This window comes from Nostoc sp. MS1, assembly GCF_019976755.1.
Lineage (GTDB): Bacteria > Cyanobacteriota > Cyanobacteriia > Cyanobacteriales > Nostocaceae > Trichormus.
Genome location: NZ_AP023441.1, coordinates 6,520,869 through 6,537,877 on the forward strand (window position 1 = coordinate 6,520,869; position 17,009 = coordinate 6,537,877).

Here is a 17,009-nt window from a genome sequence, read left to right on the forward strand (position 1 = left end):
CAAGCTTTTAGGTAAAACCAATGGTCGCACTCACAGAATCTCCCCAACCTATTCCCAATATAGGACGTTTAACAGTACAAACTATCGAAATTGCTGCGGAAACAACTGCCATTCGCTGTCTTGATTGGGATAGAGAGCGTTTTGATATTGAATTTGGTTTACGTAATGGTACGACCTATAACTCTTTCTTGATCCAAGGTGAAAAAATTGCTTTAGTTGATACCTCACACCGCAAATTTGAGGAACTATATCTTGAGATAGTGTCTGGATTAATTGATCCAAATAAAATAGATTATTTGGTTATTAGTCACACAGAACCAGACCATAGTGGCTTAGTCAGCAATATCTTACAACTTGCTCCTTCTATTACTGTTGTTGGTGCAAAGGTAGCAATTCAATTTTTAGAAAATCTAATTCACCAACCTTTTAAATCTTTGCAAGTCAAAAGTGGTGAAACCTTAGATTTAGGTAATGGTCACAAATTAGAATTTGTATCTGCACCTAACTTACACTGGCCAGACACAATTCTTACCTATGACCACAAAACAGGTATTCTCTTTACCTGTGATGTGTTTGGTATGCACTATTGCGATGATGATACTTATGATGAAAATTTCTCAATTATTGAAGAAGATTTTAAATATTACTACGATTGTTTGATGGGGCCGAATGCAAGGTCAGTCTTAGCTGCTTTAAAACGGATTGAAAATTTAAGTATAAATACAGTCGCTACAGGACACGGGCCTCTACTGAAAAATCATATTTCCGAATGGTTAGGACGTTATCAAAACTGGAGTTTAGAACAAACCAAAACAGAGACATTTGCGGCTTTGTTCTATGCTGAAGATTATGGCTTTAGTGAGCATTTAGTACACACTCTCGGACATGGGTGTAGCAAAATTGGTGTAGCGGTAGAATTAATAGATTTAAACACTGCTGAACCGCAAGAAGTAAGAGAAATAGCTTCTCAAGCTTCCGGTATAGTAATTGCTATGCCTTCTCAATCTTCACAGACAGCACAAGCTGCATTAAGTACAATTTTGGCGGCTGTACACCAAAAACAGGCAATAGGTTTACTAGAGTCTGGTGGCGGAGAAGATGAGCCAGTTTTTCCATTACGAAATAAGTTTCAAGAATTAGGATTAGTTGAAGCTTTTCCACCAATATTAATTAAAGAAGCTCCCACACAAACAATCGAGCAATTGTGTGAAGAAGCTGGTACAGATTTGGGACAATGGTTAACACGCGATCGCACCATCAAACAAATCAAATCCATCAACACTGACTTAGAAAAAGCTTTAGGCAGAATTAGCACTGGCTTATATATCATCACCACCAAAAAAGGCGAAATTCAAAGCGCCATGTTCGCCTCTTGGGTAACGCAAGCAAGCCTGAATCCTTTGGGAGTCGCCATTGCAGTTTCTAAAGAACGCGCGATTGAATCTTTAATGCAATTAGGCGATCGCTTTGTCTTAAACGTCCTAGCAGAAGACAACTATCAGGGATTGATGCGGCATTTCCTCAAACGCTTTCCCCCCGGTGCAGACCGCTTTGCAGGCATCAAAACCTATCCCGCCAGCAATGGTTCTCCCATCCTTGCAGAATCCTTAGCATACATAGAATGCGAAATCACCAGCCGCATGGACTGCGGCGACCATTGGATCATCTACAGCACAGTGCATATAGGTAGAGTCGCAAACGTCAACGCACTAACAGCCGTTCACCATCGCAAGGTCGGAAATCATTATTAGTCAGTTGACAGTTGTTATTCTCCCTCATCTCCCTCATCTCCCTCATCCCCCTCATCTCTCTCATCTCCCTCATCTCTCTCATCTCCCTCATCTCCCCCACTCCCTACTCCCCACTCCCCACGCATATGTACAAACCTGTAGAAGACAACCCAATTTCTGTTTACGAAATTAATCGGGGTCGCATTGTCCGCACCTTGGAATTTATTCAAGATGTGATTGTAATTTCCTTGTGTATCGGCTTATTTTGCTTCATGGCACTTCAGGTGTGGGATATGTTTCTTTCCCTGCTTCCACCTCTAGATTTCCATGTAGTAACTGCTGATATCTTGTTCTTGCTCATCTTAGTTGAATTATTCCGACTGTTGATTATTTATTTGCAAGAACAACGCATATCTATAGGTGTAGCTGTAGAAGTTTCCATTGTCTCAGCCTTGCGAGAAGTTATTGTCAAAGGTGTACTAGAAACTAATTGGAGTCAAGTTTTAGCCACTTGTGCCTTCTTATTAGTTTTAGGAGTTTTATTGATTTTGCGAGTTTGGCTACCTCCTACCTTTGAAGGTATTGACCCAGAACAACAAATATATAAACGCTATCACAAGCTGCACAAGTCGGAATTAGAAACGAATGGCTGGGGAATAGGGAATAGAGACTAATCAATTCAAAATTGCATCGCTTCATTTCCAATACTTACAGGGGAATAATATGACTATTGCTACTTCCAGTCGTCCTAGAGATGTACAGGTTGCCAATGTTGGCGAACATACCTTAATTTTGCGATCGCGCACTTGGGAACGTCTGAAATTTGAAGTTGAGTATTCCCGCCAACGGGGAACTACAGCTAATTCCTATCTCATCCAAGCTGATAAAACAGCTTTAATTGACCCCCCTGGTGAATCTTTTACGGAAATATTTTTAGAAGAATTAGCCAGACATATTAACCTCAACACCCTTGATTACATTATTCTCGGTCACGTTAACCCTAACCGCCGAGTTACTTTAGAAAAGTTACTCACTCAAGCACCACAAGCTACCCTGATTTGCTCCCGTCCTGCGGCTAATGCGCTCAAAACTGCTTTTCCTGAGTGGGAATCACGCATTCAAGCTGTACGTTTTGAAGATACTCTCGACTTGGGACAAGGACATCAACTGATATTTATCACTGTGCCTACTCCCCGTTGGCCTGATGGGTTGTTTACTTACGACCCAAATACCAAAATTCTCTACACAGATAAGTTTTTTGGCGCTCATATCTGCGAAGATACCTTATTTGATGAGGATTGGAAAAAACTAGACGCAGAACGCCGTTATTACTTTGACTGTCTCCATGCACCCCAAGCCAAACAAGTAGAAGCGGCTTTAGATAAGGTGGCGATATTAGGAGCTAGATGTTACGCTCCTGGTCATGGCCCGGTTGTGCGTTATAGCCTCAGCCGTTTTACCTACGATTACCGCCAATGGTGTCAAGGACAGAAATCTCTCGATTTGAACGTGGCGCTACTTTATACCTCTGCTTATGGTAACACGGGGATTTTAGCGAATGCGATCGCTCGTGGATTGACTGAAAATGGTGTTAATGTTGAGTCGCTTAACTGTGAACTCGCAGAACCAGCAGAAATTGCCCGTATTCTTGAAGCTAGTGACGGCATAATTATCGGTTCCCCCACTTTAGGCGGTCATGCACCAACACAAATTCAAACAGCTTTAGGTATAGTTCTTTCCACAGCCGCGAAAACTAAGTTAGCCGGGGTGTTTGGTTCTTACGGCTGGAGTGGCGAAGCTATAGATTTAATTGAAAATAAGCTCAAGGATGCCAATTACCGTTTAGGTTTTGAAACAATTCGCGTCCGCTTTAGTCCTACGCAGGAAACCCTCCAGCAATGTCAAGCCGCAGGTGCGACTTTTGCCCAAACCTTAAAGAAAACTAAGAAACTGCGGACACCCCGCCAAGTAATTGCAGAAGCCAATACAGACCGTACCGAACAAGCAGTAGGAAGGATTATTGGTTCCTTGTGTGTAGTTACCACCCGCGACCAAGAAAACCACAAAGGTATTTTAACTTCTTGGATATCTCAGGCGACTTTTAACCCACCAGGAATTATGATTGCGATCGCCCAAGAGCAAAACGTAGATTTGATGAGTCATATTGGCGATCAATTTGTCTTAAATATCCTCAAAGAAGGTAGAAACATCCGCCGCTATTTCTCCCGCCAAAGTACATTAGGCGATAATCCTTTTGCCAATCTAGAAACTAAAATCGCTGACAATGGTTGTTTAATTCTTACTGAAGCATTAGCTTATTTAGAATGTACCGTAACCAACCAGCTTGAATGCGGTGATAGAAGGCTAATTTATGCTGTAGTCAATAAAGGCGAAGTTTTAGAAAGTAATGGTGTTACTGCTGTTGAGCATCGTAAATCAGGCAGCCATTACTAATTTGATTTGTCCAGAAGTAAAAGTAACAGAGGCGCATAGCGTCTCTTTTTTTATGTGTTTATCGGTAGTGTTTCGTAAGTATGAAATACTTAGCAAGTAATTTTCCTGATATTTTGTATTTTCAAAAGTTCGGCTAGCTAAGAAATTTTCTAATACGAAAGTTTACAACAGACATTTTGGGCAAACTAACCTAGTGGCTAGATAGTTATACATCGCTAGGATAAAACCATAATGTACGAGTCCATCAATCTTGAGCAAAAAAGATATCAATCTGTTCAACATTATGTAAGAACACCCTTTCAGCATCAAATTGAGGCATTTGCCGCCCTCAGCAAAACATTTAAAATTGGCGGTGAAAAACCAGGTAGTGGAATTTTAGTGCTGCCAACAGGTGCAGGCAAGACATTTACTGCTGTTAGATGGTTATCTGAGCATGTAATTCCTAAAAATATTAAAATTCTTTGGTTAGCTCCTTCATTCTATCTGTTAGATCAAGCATTCGATACTTTTAGAAAAGGTGCTGTAGACATTCCAGAGCCTAAGAAAAAATTAAATATGCGGTGTGTGTCTAGCAGTCCTTCTCATGCTAAAGCAGCCTCAATCAAATTAACTGATGATATTGTAATTATGACAATACAAACAGCAATCAAGAATTTACATAATGATGCTCTAGACGGTTCTGGTAAGAAAGTTACAACAGCTTTTAGAAAATTTATTGACTTTTCTAATAAAACAGGACTTTTTGTAGTAGTTGATGAGGCTCATCATGCACCAGCCTATGGTTGTAGAAATTTATTGATTGGTGAAAAAGATTCCGCGTTAGGTTTGCGTGGTTTAGTTCGAGAATTACACCTACTTGGACTAACAGCTACACCAACCCATAATGATAAATCAATAAGTGGTTGGCTTTGGAAAATATTTCAAGATGGCATTATTCATGAAGCTAAAAAAGATACACTAACGCTACAAGGTATTTTAGCTAAACCTAAATATATTGAAGTATCGACTGGTCAAAAAAAGGCAGTTGATAATGCACTATATAATCGACTGGTTAAGCAACATCAAGACCTTCCAGAATATATTATTGAGGAACTAGCAAATAATAAGGATCGAAACAATTTCATAATCCAAACTTACATAGCAAATAAAGATGTTTATGGCAAGACTATTATTTTTGCTGACCGTTGGTATCAGTGTGAATATATAAAAAATAAGCTTTTAGAACAAAATATTAAAGCTGATGCAATTTATTCACATATAGAAGCTGATCCTGGTTCGGTGGAGGCGAGGAATAAAAAAACTCAAAGCGATAACGAAAGAATTATGGAGGAATTTAGAAATGGTGCGCTTGATGTTTTAATTAATGTACGAATGCTAACAGAAGGTGCTGATGTTCCTAATGTTAAAACTGTATTTCTTACTCGCCAGACCACAAGTTCTATTTTAATGACTCAAATGATAGGTAGAGCATTACGTGGCGAAAAAGTAGGAGGAAATAGTGAAGCAAATATAGTTCTATTCTTCGATGAATGGGAACGTTTAATTGATTGGGTTAATCCGAAAGATGGTAAAGCAATAGATACTGAGCCTAAATCTAGAGAAACTTATCCACTGGAATATATATCAATTTGTCTAATAAAGGAATTAACAAAGTCAATAGTTGGTGGAGGAGGATATACAATAGATTACAAAAAAATCTGCCCTGTTGGTTGGTATAAAACCGAAATTGTATATCCTAACTCCGAAAATAACGATGATTCTATGGAAACATTTACAGAATTTATCATGGTGTATGAACATACAAAAGACAAATTTGAATCATTTATCAAATTTATCCTTTCTACAAAAATATCAGATGAATGGACTAAAAAAGATTTTGATGATAAGTGGATACATTCTCATTCCGAACAATGGATAGATAAATACTTTAATCTCGAATCAGATGATATTGGGCAAAAGCTTCACTCAGATTTAATTAAGATTGTACGTCACATTGCCCAAAGTTCAAATCAATCTGCACCTTCTTATCATCCATTTGAAGAAAGAGAACTTTATGACTTAGATAAGATTGCAGAAGCAATAATAAACTCGAAGCTAGATATAACGCAAAAACATCAGTATTTAAGTAAGGAATTTTCTAAACCTAACTCATTGCTAAAAACCTTTTACAAAACATTATTTAATTTTGAAACAGCAGTAGATGGAGCAATTAGAAAAATTATTTATGATCCTACTGATCCACCTATCATTCCTCCACCTGTAATTCCTCCAGTAAAAATAGAACCAACAGAAGAAGAAAAAGCACAAATTAAAGAACGAGACGGCTATACTTGCCTGTGCTGTGGAGTCAATAGCAAATTAGGTAAATTACAAATTGATCATATTCAACCAGTTTCTATGGGTGGTATAACAGCTTTAGATAATTTACAAACTCTATGTGATGTTTGTAATAGAAGTAAAAGGCAACACGAAATTGATTTTAGGTGTAATAACACTAAATTAGTTAAACCAAAAAAGCTGGACTTATCATTTCCATATCAAAATCAGACGACAACAAGAATTATCACAAGGATAGTTAATTCGTTTTATCATTGCAAAGCAGTTTACTCAGTTAATTGGGAGGTATTAACTTACACCTACAACATACATTTATATCCAGGTAATAATCCAGAATGGTTGCTTCAACATAAAACGGCAATTCTCCACTTTATTAAGTATAAGGTTCGTCGCCATGCTGAAAATATTCAAGTTACCGTAACTGACAAAAAGTAACTTTGGGTTTTTTAATGAAGCGATCTAAATTGTTTGGTAAGTGTTAAAGGATTAGCGATCGCTCTCCCTGATATGGGACTCATACTTGATTTTTGAAGTACACGTAGCCCACCAAAACCATGATATGGTGGGCAATGCCCACCCTACAAATACTATTTCCGAGAGAAACAAGAATTTATATCGTTGTAATCTTCCACAGCGCACGATTGTAGTAATTAGCATCAGCACCAACAACATTTGGGCTGGCAAAGCCGCTTGATGCTAACCAGCCACCTTCATCGCTTCGATTTCCTTTGATTGGTTCTCCATCAGAAAATACATACCGTTTTGTTTCTTGATTCTCAATGAGAAAACTATCGCCATTGGGAATAATCTTCCACAGCGCACGGTTGTAATAATTGGCATCAGCACCAACAACGTTAGGGCTGGCAAAGCCGCTTGATCCTAACCAACCGCCTTCATCACCTCGATTTCCTTTGATTGGCTCTCCATCAGAAAACAAATACCGTTTTGTTTCTTGATTTTCAATCAGAAAACTATCGCCATTGGGGATAATCTTCCATATAGCACGGTTGTAATAATTAGCATCAGCACCAACAACGTTAGGACTAGCAAAGCCGCTTGATGCTAGCCAACCGCCTTCATCACCTCGATTTCCTTTGATTGGCTCGCCATCAGAAAATAAATACCGCTTTGTTTCTTGATTTTCAATAAAAACAGATTTGTTGATTAAATCATTGATATTTACGCCAGTACTTTGAGCCGGAATTTCGGCAACCTTGTCTTCAGTTGGTGTTTTTCCGTTGGTACTGGTTGTTTTGTTGAAACTGCCTTTGCTGTCATAAGCTAAACCAGATACCACATTTCCTTGAGCGTCTAATAGTCTGCCTTCATCACCTGAGTCTTTCCAAAGGGATACACCAATACCGCAACTAAAACCGCCTGACTCTGGATGTACCTCATTAGTGTAAACTCGCACACTCTGACCAGGGGCTAATTTTGTCCCTTGGGGAAAAGTGAACGCTTTATTACGTCCTACCCCGGAAGCAATTTGCCAACCAGATATATCGACTGGTGTCTTCTCGTGATTGGTAATCTCGATGTATTCGTCAGATTGAGTTCTCTTGACCTCACCTTTGTAAACAATATTGGTAATCTCTACCTGTGGAGTTTGCTGATTTGACATAGTTTTTACTCAAAATTTATGGTAACGGTTAACTGAAAATTAATGCGCTAACTCTAGTTCCGAAAATGTCGGCTTGGAAAAAGAGTCATTGCTTGTGTTTTTCTAATTTTTACCGCTTCTAATATTTCAAAATTTTGGTGAGAAGACAAGGGAATTTAAGACATTTAAGACAGTTAAGCAAACATTTAACTAATCTTCATATAGCAATCCTGTTTAATTTGTAAAAATTAGTGGGATTCAGCTCACCGACTTCTTTAAGAAGTCGGTGAGCTTGTTGAAAGTAATGATGTTACTACCGTTGAAGATCACAAATCATGTAGATGTTATTAATTTAATTTTTTCCAAAGTGAAAGTAATAGGGGGTTATTCGCCTCTTTTTTTAGTTAACCTTATCAACAAAGCCATACCAAACTGAAAGTTATCTACGTTTTGGTAGAGGCAAAGTGCCTTTAAAGTCTCCTCCTTCCCATAAAGAATATCCAAGCCAAGCATCATTTTCAGCATCCCATAGTAAATCTCCAGCAAATAAGATAGTATTAATAAATTTTTCTGTTGAAATGTACCAGTGCTGTGCCATTAAGTCTATTGTTTCCGCTATTGTGGAGCTACAAAGTATGAATTTTTGCTCGAACTCACTGTAACTACAAGAGCAAGGATTTGTGAACTTATCAAAATAAGGCTCATACTTTTCAACTGGATGAGGCTTTTTGAAGTTTGTGAAGCGGACTTTATCAAAAAAGTCTAACTTCAATCCAGCATCATACCCATGAGAATCAACACTATTTATGTAGTAATATAATGAAGTACCTTTTCCGTTAAAACTGCAACTAGAATAAAAAGCTCTAGGTAGTATGATATCTAAATCTTCATACTCTGCAAATACATCTGCTATTGTCATACACATCTCAACTAGTTGTATAACTACTGTAACCTTAACCAAGTTTCATACAGCTTAATAATCCACTTAAACGCCAGTAATAAGCTTGAGCAACATCACTAGTGTCGTTTACCAGTTCGTTAAAAAAAATTGTTACAGAACGTTAGTAGTTTGGTGTAAGGCTTCCAATCGCAATCACGCACTTTGTAAAAAACCAATTATGACAAACCTCTACTTTTCATAGTTCTTAGATCAAAGATAATATTTTCAAGACAGTAATTAGTTATCATCATATGACTCAAGCCATAACCAAGCCAGTAACCTTTGCGGAATTTGTCGATTGGCTACCTGAAAATACCGGGGTACGCTACGAACTACATAATGGAAGTATTGTGGAAATGGCACAACCAGTAGGAGAACACGAAGAAGTCAAAGGTTTTATAGCAAGAAAAGTAACGGTTGAATTTGACAGATTAAATCTTCCTTACGTTATTCCGACTCAGGCTATAGTTAGAGCTTTGGAAAAAGATTCTGGTTATTTACCTGATGTGTTGGTGCTAAATCGGGCAAATTTAGTAAATGAACCACTATGGAAAAAACAATCTGTCGTCAGTTTAGCTGCATCAATACCCTTGGTGATTGAGGTTGTCTCGACTAACTGGCGGGATGATTACTATTTAAAATATGCAGACTATGAGGAGATGGGTATACCAGAATATTGGATTGTAGACTATGCGGCTCTGGGTGGACGCAATTTTATCGGTAATCCCAAACAACCGACGATATCTGTCTGTAACTTAGTCGATGGCGAATATCAGGTGAGTAGGTTTCGAGAAGGCGATCGCATTATCTCCCAAACTTTCCCTGAACTCAACCTCACTCCAGCCCAAATTTTTCAGGCTGGTCTAGTATAGTAGCGATCGCAGTCAATATATATAAATTACTGGAATTTTTAAATATACCCTTTCTCCATACTCGAAGGTATAAAGTGTCAAAATGTTAAATGTAAACATTCATCACAAACGCACTTATGCCTAAAGCCATTTGGAATGGAGCCGTATTAGCCGAAAGCGATAACACCGTAGTTGTAGAAGGCAACCATTATTTTCCATCTGATGCCATTAACAAGGAATACTTTCAGCCTAGTGAAACTCACACCATTTGTCCTTGGAAGGGGGTTGCTAGTTACTACAGTATCGAAGTTGATGGACAACTTAACAAGGATGCTGCTTGGTATTATCCTAGTGCAAAAGAGAAAGCTAAAAACATCGAAGGTTATATTGCTTTTTGGAAAGGCGTAAAAGTTGAAACAAACTAAATTTAACTAGCCTAACAATTAAGTATTTTAGAGACGCGCTCAACCGCGTCTTTTTATATATGGGGGTAAATCCTTCCACTTACTATATTTTTTTACTATCGTCAGGAAATAATAAAATAATTTCAACTAAGCTTTAATTTGATTACTTAAAATCAATTAGGAATTATTCTATATTTGTTATTTTAATGCAGGAAATTACTTGTGACACTGCAAAAACCTATACCTGCATAATATTTTAATTATTTATTGATGTATATTCCGTTTCTATAAGCTTGAATTTAGTATTATGTTTATTTGGACAAACAGTTAAATAAGCAGTTGTGATTATTTTAGCGATCGCCAACCCTGCAAAATATCTAAAAGTCTAGTTTTGTGGCAGATTTAGCTTTATATACTAATATCTTTTTGTGATTCAAATAACTTATTTTTCTAATTTGTCGAATAAAGTTTGTTAAATCAATAACTTGCTACTGAGCTACGGTTAATAAAACACGTAATTATTTTTTACATCAGAATAAAAATAAATAATAAACCATCTTATATCAATAAGGATATGGTAAAAAGCTCTTGCAATAGTTGACAATAATAATCTTCGCCTCTTAAGCTCTATATGCTTATTATCAATTACAATCACAGGCAATAGCTAATCTTTTATAAAAGTTACTTTTCGCATAATAAATATAGATTTATAGGAGGATTTTTTCTATAAACAGTCAAATCACAATATTTATCTTTCTTAAAATTAACATCGACATCAGAGGAATTGTATAGTGGCTAACATTAGTTTACAACAAGGACAATTTGTTACCAATTCTTTACCAAATACAGTTAAATTTAGAAATATTTCTAAGATTTTGCTGCGGCGACGTTTTATAGTTTTGGGTGTTTCTTGTGTAGTAATGTCAGCTACTAGCTTTGTAGCGATGACTCATAAACCTACTTACAAGAGCCATATGCAGATATTGATTACACCTAATATATCTGAAGGAGTAGGTGTAACAAATGGTGTCAATTCCCAATTAGCTATTGAGCAATATTCTGTACAGAAGAACTTAATGGAGAGTTCTAAACTAATAGATAAAGCAGTAAAATTATTACAGTTTGATTATCCTAATATTACTACAGAAGATATTAAAGGTAAAACAGAAGATAGTAAATACCCTTTACAAATAAAACCACTAGAAATTAAACAAGGCGCTAATTCAGTTTCTAGCCCAGTATGGGAAATTTCTTTTGAGGCTAATGACCCAATTAAAACCCGAAAGGTACTTTTAGCGTTACAGAAAGTTTATCAAGATTACAATGTAGAGCGAAGACAAGAACAGTTAAATCAAGGGTTGGCATTTATTAATACACGATTGCCAGTTATAAAACAACAGGTAAGGCAAGCAGAAAAAAAATTAGAACAATTTCGCAAGAAACACAATGTACTAGATCCAGAATTACAAAGTCAACTCTTGATAAAATCCCTAGCTGAAACTCAAAAGCAGCTACAAACCACTCGTGAACAATTGCAAGATATCCGCACTCGCTATCAAAATCTAGGGGAAAAGATAGCGGTTGCTAGTGAGGAAGCAATGACTTCGATGCGTATAGCTCAATCAAGTCGCTATAAAACGCTGACGAGTGAGTTACAAAAGACTGAGCAGGCTTTAGCCAAAGAGCAACTACGCTACACAAATGATTCTCCTGTAATTCAAAATCTTCAGCAGCAACGCCAGAGTCAATTAAAGTTAGTACAGCAAGAGTTAAAGCGGTTAACGGCAGAAATTAAAGCCGAAAGTATCCAAATCCAAAGCCATTTAGTTGGCGTTGAGCCAAGTTTAGTAGAAGAATTTATCCAGGTACAGACAATTGGTTCTGAGTTAACTGCTAATGAAAAAAGGTTAGTAGAATCGGAACAACAAATTCGCTCTCAATTGAGCAGATATCCGAGTTTGATTGCAGAATATCAGCGTTTATTACCAGAGGTGGAAACGCAGCGAAAAACACTTGAGCAAATGCTGCAAGCACAACAGTCTATGGGGATGAAAATTGCTCATGGAGGTTTTGATTGGCATTTCTTAGAGGAACCTACTCTTGGCATTTCTGTTAGTAATGATAGGTTCTGGCTGATAGTTGTAGGTATGATTTCTGGGCCGATTTTAGGTGTTATTTTGGCGCTAATGTGGGGAATGCGTCATCGAATTATCCATTCTGCACAAGATTTGCAGAGAGTAAGTAACTTAAGGCTATTAGGTGCAGTACCGAAATTAGCACCCCGGATAATGGAAAAACGCCTTCCCAGTTTATCTTGGCTTGGGGGACGTAGCCTAACTCCGGCTGTAGAAGAGGATAACATTTGGTTACCTTGCCATGAAACTCTGGATATTGTTTACCAAAACACACAAATATTGAAATCTCCTTTTCCTTTTAAGTCAGTGATGATGACTTCAGCCATCCCAGGAGAAGGACGGACAACTTTAGCGCTGGGGTTAGCGGCTAGTGCGGCGCACATGCACAAACGGGTACTACTTATTGATGCTAACTTGCGATCGCCTAAACTCCACAAAGTTCTACAATTATCTAATGACTGGGGATTATCTCTACTCCTCCTTGATGAAACCAACACCGAAGTTCACGAGTATATCCAGCCAATTCACCCTTCTATAGACATCTTAACTGCGGGGCCGACACCAGAAGACGCAGTAGAATTGCTCAGTTCTCAACGGTTGAAAGACTTAATTGAGTTATTTGAGGACAGCTACGACTTAGTATTAATAGATGCTCCTCCCATTTTAGGTACAGTTGATAGTAGAATTATTGCCTCCTACTGCAATGGCATTATTATGGTAGGACGTATTGGTTGGGTGACACAAACGGAAATAACTCAAGCTGTAGAGATTTTAAAAAGCTTAAATTTAGTTGGCATTATTGCAAATGAAGTAGGGAGTTATCACAAAGTATAAAATGTGTTGTGTTTAGATGAGAATGTTTAAGTTCAAAATGAGAACGTTCGGGTTTTGAACGAGAACTTTCAAGCTTGGAACGAGAACATTCAGGTTTTAAACGAGAACGTTCAAGCTTGAAACGAAAACGTTCAGATTTTAAACGAGAACGTTCAGGTTTTAAACGAGAACGTTCAAGCTTGAAACGAGAACATTCAGGTTTGGAACGAGAACGTTCAAGCTTGGAACGAAAACTTTCAAGCTTAAAACTAAAAATTTTTAGTTTTAAGGCTCACATTTGAGCCTTGGAAGCTGAAATATCCGCCTCTGTAGTAGAATTTCGAATCTCAAAACTCAAAAAACTACATCTTTTTCTATTCCTTATATCTCAACTCACTAGCACTTTACTTTCCACTTCCGGTTGATGACGAATTTCGTTAGGACAATAACGACCTTGTTCAAAGTCGCTAATATTATTTAGGGTTGTCTGTGCAATGTTATGTAAAGCATCCTCTGTAAAAAATGCTTGGTGTCCGGTGATGAGTACATTAGGAAATGTTGTCAGTCTTTGGAAGATATCATCCTGAATAATTTCCCCTGATAAATCTTCAAAAAACAGTTCAGATTCTTGCTCGTAAACATCCACGCCTAAAGAGCCGATTTTACCAGTCTTGAGTCCTTCAATCACAGCTTGAGTATTAATTAACGCTCCTCGGCTGGTATTGATTAACATCACCCCTGGCTTTACCTGTTCTATTGCTTCCGCGTTAATTAAATGATGGGTCTCTGGTGTGAGAGGGCAATGGAGAGAGATAATATCAGAATTGGCAAATAATTCCCGTAAATCTACATACTTACCACCTAATGCTGCCATTTCCGGGTTGTGATACACATCATAGGCGAGGAGGCGACAGCCAAAGCCTTTCATAATTTGTCCCAAAATTAGGCCGATTTTGCCAGTCCCAATAATTCCGACTGCGCGTCCATTCAGGTTAAAACCCAACAGTCCATCTAAGGAGAAATTCCCCTCACGGACGCGGTTATAAGCACGGTGAATTTTTCTATTAAGGCTTAAAATCAAACCTACTGCGTGTTCGGCCACCCCATAAGGTGAATAAGCGGGAACACGGACTACAGTAATTCCCAAATTATGAGCTACTTTTAAGTCTACATTATTGAACCCTGCACAACGTAGGACAATCAAGCGAGTTCCCCGTGAGGCGAGAATTTCCAGGGTATTTGCATCGACTTGATCATGTACAAATACACAAACCGCCGGATATCCGGCGGCTAAAATAGCGGTATCTTGATTGAGACGGGGTTCAAAAAACACTAACTCATGTTGCTTGGGAAAACTTGCAGCTTCTAAAAACTGTTGGTCGTAGGCTTTTGTACTGAAGACTGCTACTTTCATGCCAAACCCCAGGCTGTATGCCAGATATTTTCACATATATATTAGCTTGGTGTTCCGATGAACAAGGTTAATAATCGGTTAGCTTAAAGTGTCTGTTATGCTTGCCAGTTATAGTTTTTGAGGCTTTGATAGCTGATATCACCACTAAAGCAAAAATTAAGGCTTTTGAGTATTAGTCAACAGTCAACAACTTAATTATTAGCTGATGTGGCTTTCCGCAGCACATCAATATTGAGTTCTAACTTTTCTCCTAACCATAAGGCAAAACGTGTATGATCACTGACATCATCACCTGTCAAGGGATGGACGAGAATATCTAACCCTTCACGGTTCAGCATCAACCAAGGAACAACTTGAGCAAATTCAGTTGATGAAAATGCAACTTGGTACATTGATTTGGGATGGGGGCCGATGGGTTTTTCATGCACTCGCCCAAGCTGTACATTAAACTTATCACCTAATTGTTCACGGATACCCATAGCTGTTGCCAAGCTGTCACTATCAAAGTAAATGTGAGCATGAAACCCGGTAATATTGAGAGATTCTTCTGCCATAACTGCAAACTCCCACTGTTGTAGAAGCAAACGACAAAGCTAATAAACCCAGTATTATTTACCTAACTGGGTGTAGTTGCTGTAATCCAGCTTATACCAATTTTGCATTTCGGATTAAAAACCTTGCCTTCACTTTTCCAAACGAGGTTTTACTAATTTCCAAACTAAATAATAGTCATCCCCATATACAAGATTTGGTTTTAACTTGTACTTTGTCGCTATTTGTAGTCGCCAAGCGTTTGTGGGATTGAGGAGGAAAATATCTGTAAAATCATTAGGGATTGTAGGTACAGTTTGATCTGGTAATAGCTGAAACCTTACTTTTGCTTCTGTAAGATAACTTAAAGAAAATACATTACCATAATTCATTTCCGAGAAATTAGTAATTAATAATGGGCGAGACTTTTGATTAATAAATCTAGCAATCTCAGGATTACCATAACTGACACCTTTATTCCACCAAGTGTCTGCTTGATAGTACACTCTAGAAGAAATTAAACTACAAACAATTAATAACCCAATTATTATCTGCCAAATTCTGCGCTGGGATACATTACCGTTATACATTTGTGTAGCGAGTAAATAAACGACAATGATTTGCATCCCTAAATACGAGGGTAATAAATAAGGTTCAGAACCAGGACGAATACCACCGGAATCTACACCTTGCACGATTAAGGGTAAAGCTGGTAATACAGTTAAAATGAGCAGAAATAACCAAATTTGATATTTGGTTGTACGGCATAAAAAATAAATTGCACATACAATTAAAATTATAAATATAGGTGATATCCAATAATTAATTTGATCATCCAAAGGTAAATCTAAATCAAAGAAGCTTTTGCTAAACTGTATTAAAAAGAAAGGAATTAAAGGTATTATATTTAAGTCTTGATTGTTGATGCCATCTGATGAGAGTAAAAACTGAAAGAACCTAGCAAAAACAATCAAAAACCAAGGCAGAAATGCGATAAAAGCGAAAATTGTGGCTATTAAATAAGACCTAACAGTTTCCGTTAATCTTAATTTTGCTATCAATATTACATAAATACCATGAGCGATCGCTACAAAAATACTCCATAGACAAGTGTATAAACTCAACGCCAAAGTAACTCCGTAAATACCCCAGCTTGTAAAGTTGTCTGATTTTTGTGTTGATTGCAACCTTATCGCTCTGAGTAATGCTGTATTGGCTAATATAATTGTGACTAACCAGAGGATATATTCTCTCGCCTCTTGAGCGTATACTAAGTGTATCGGTGAGTTTGCCATGAGTGCGATCGCTAAAATAGGTAGCGATAAAGTTACATTAAATAACTCTTGACAAAACCAATAAAGGCAAGGAAAAACTAACAAACTAATCAGCGCCGATAAATATCTAATTGCTACTACAGAATTACCAAATATTTCTACCCAAAACCTAGCTAGTATAAAATACAATGGTGACTTTTCTGGACTTTCCAGCGCTAAAGACATTACAGCATCACTAAAGCTCTTATCTGTATTAGTACCCTGGAATTGTAAAAAGTTTTCCCTAGAAATTATTCTTCCGTTAAATATTTCCTGCTTGACTTCAGCTACCGTATAGCCAGAAATTCTTAATGAAGTATAAGTTTCATCCGCAGAGTAAACTTTTCTATCAATATAAACGAATCGAAAAAGTATACACATTACTAAAAGCAGAATTGTTAAAAACCGTAACCAACTCGGCACAAGGGAGAAATGCCGCATAACTATTTTTCTCGAAGCAGAATTATTTGAATATTTAAATTTGGTA

Annotated in this window: 12 protein-coding genes; 7 read left to right on the forward strand and 5 right to left on the reverse strand. The window is 37.5% G+C overall.

Going from position 1 to position 17,009, the window contains the following annotated elements:
- The first annotated feature begins 20 nt into the window (after positions 1–20).
- The 4 genes from NSMS1_RS28230 (at position 21) to NSMS1_RS28245 (ending at position 6,956) form a co-directional block, all read left to right on the forward strand.
- Positions 21–1,751, forward strand: coding sequence for a diflavin flavoprotein (locus tag NSMS1_RS28230; RefSeq protein WP_224087937.1), 1,731 nt, complete (start codon positions 21–23; stop codon positions 1,749–1,751).
- 125 nt (positions 1,752–1,876) lie between these two features.
- A complete protein-coding gene (locus tag NSMS1_RS28235; RefSeq protein WP_224087938.1) occupies positions 1,877–2,404 on the forward strand; it encodes a phosphate-starvation-inducible PsiE family protein in 528 nt (175 codons plus the stop codon).
- Positions 2,405–2,453: 49 nt separating this feature from the next.
- Positions 2,454–4,184: a diflavin flavoprotein gene (locus NSMS1_RS28240; protein ID WP_224087939.1), complete on the forward strand. Its 1,731-nt coding sequence runs from the start codon at positions 2,454–2,456 to the stop codon at positions 4,182–4,184.
- A gap of 231 nt (positions 4,185–4,415) precedes the next feature.
- On the forward strand, positions 4,416–6,956 hold the full coding sequence (locus tag NSMS1_RS28245; protein WP_224087940.1) for a DEAD/DEAH box helicase family protein: 2,541 nt from the start codon (positions 4,416–4,418) through the stop codon (positions 6,954–6,956).
- Between the two features lie 175 nt (positions 6,957–7,131).
- Here NSMS1_RS28245 and NSMS1_RS28250 read toward each other — a convergent pair whose 3' ends face one another.
- Together NSMS1_RS28250 and NSMS1_RS28255 are read right to left on the reverse strand one after the other, a co-directional pair.
- Complete coding sequence (locus tag NSMS1_RS28250) at positions 7,132–8,142, reverse strand: lamin tail domain-containing protein (protein WP_224087941.1); 1,011 nt, start codon at positions 8,140–8,142, stop codon at positions 7,132–7,134.
- 418 nt (positions 8,143–8,560) lie between these two features.
- Positions 8,561–9,040 carry a hypothetical protein gene (locus tag NSMS1_RS28255; protein WP_224087942.1) on the reverse strand — a complete coding sequence of 160 codons (480 nt, stop codon included), beginning with the start codon at positions 9,038–9,040 and terminating at the stop codon, positions 8,561–8,563.
- 272 nt (positions 9,041–9,312) lie between these two features.
- On the opposite strand from NSMS1_RS28255, the gene NSMS1_RS28260 reads away from it, so the two are divergent.
- The 3 genes from NSMS1_RS28260 to NSMS1_RS28270 all read left to right on the forward strand — a co-directional run bounded on the left by NSMS1_RS28260 (position 9,313) and on the right by NSMS1_RS28270 (position 13,285).
- A complete protein-coding gene (locus NSMS1_RS28260; RefSeq protein WP_224087943.1) occupies positions 9,313–9,933 on the forward strand; it encodes a Uma2 family endonuclease in 621 nt (206 codons plus the stop codon).
- Between the two features lie 116 nt (positions 9,934–10,049).
- A complete protein-coding gene (locus tag NSMS1_RS28265; RefSeq protein ID WP_224087944.1) occupies positions 10,050–10,337 on the forward strand; it encodes a DUF427 domain-containing protein in 288 nt (95 codons plus the stop codon).
- A gap of 770 nt (positions 10,338–11,107) precedes the next feature.
- Complete coding sequence (locus tag NSMS1_RS28270; RefSeq protein WP_224087945.1) at positions 11,108–13,285, forward strand: GumC family protein; 2,178 nt, start codon at positions 11,108–11,110, stop codon at positions 13,283–13,285.
- A gap of 367 nt (positions 13,286–13,652) precedes the next feature.
- On the opposite strand, the gene NSMS1_RS28275 is transcribed toward NSMS1_RS28270, so the two are convergent.
- From NSMS1_RS28275 to NSMS1_RS28285, 3 genes are all read right to left on the reverse strand, one after another.
- Positions 13,653–14,678, reverse strand: a complete 1,026-nt coding sequence (locus NSMS1_RS28275; protein WP_224087946.1) for a 2-hydroxyacid dehydrogenase — start codon at positions 14,676–14,678, stop codon at positions 13,653–13,655.
- A gap of 191 nt (positions 14,679–14,869) precedes the next feature.
- Complete coding sequence (locus tag NSMS1_RS28280) at positions 14,870–15,232, reverse strand: DOPA 4,5-dioxygenase family protein (protein WP_224087947.1); 363 nt, start codon at positions 15,230–15,232, stop codon at positions 14,870–14,872.
- Between the two features lie 129 nt (positions 15,233–15,361).
- Positions 15,362–16,963, reverse strand: coding sequence for a glycosyltransferase family 39 protein (locus NSMS1_RS28285; RefSeq protein WP_224087948.1), 1,602 nt, complete (start codon positions 16,961–16,963; stop codon positions 15,362–15,364).
- Positions 16,964–17,009: the final 46 nt, after the last annotated feature.

Bases quoted from the DNA above. Each gene is read 5' to 3' on its own strand.
- NSMS1_RS28285 (WP_224087948.1), bottom strand. From the start codon at position 16,963: ATGCGGCATTTCTCCCTTGTGCCGAGTTGGTTACGGTTTTTAACAATT.
- NSMS1_RS28265 (WP_224087944.1), top strand. From the start codon at position 10,050: ATGCCTAAAGCCATTTGGAATGGAGCCGTATTAGCCGAAAGCGATAAC.
- NSMS1_RS28245 (WP_224087940.1), top strand. From the start codon at position 4,416: ATGTACGAGTCCATCAATCTTGAGCAAAAAAGATATCAATCTGTTCAA.
- NSMS1_RS28260 (WP_224087943.1), top strand. From the start codon at position 9,313: ATGACTCAAGCCATAACCAAGCCAGTAACCTTTGCGGAATTTGTCGAT.
- NSMS1_RS28250 (WP_224087941.1), bottom strand. From the start codon at position 8,142: ATGTCAAATCAGCAAACTCCACAGGTAGAGATTACCAATATTGTTTAC.
- NSMS1_RS28235 (WP_224087938.1), top strand. From the start codon at position 1,877: ATGTACAAACCTGTAGAAGACAACCCAATTTCTGTTTACGAAATTAAT.
- NSMS1_RS28280 (WP_224087947.1), bottom strand. From the start codon at position 15,232: ATGGCAGAAGAATCTCTCAATATTACCGGGTTTCATGCTCACATTTAC.
- NSMS1_RS28240 (WP_224087939.1), top strand. From the start codon at position 2,454: ATGACTATTGCTACTTCCAGTCGTCCTAGAGATGTACAGGTTGCCAAT.
- NSMS1_RS28230 (WP_224087937.1), top strand. From the start codon at position 21: ATGGTCGCACTCACAGAATCTCCCCAACCTATTCCCAATATAGGACGT.
- NSMS1_RS28275 (WP_224087946.1), bottom strand. From the start codon at position 14,678: ATGAAAGTAGCAGTCTTCAGTACAAAAGCCTACGACCAACAGTTTTTA.
- NSMS1_RS28255 (WP_224087942.1), bottom strand. From the start codon at position 9,040: ATGACAATAGCAGATGTATTTGCAGAGTATGAAGATTTAGATATCATA.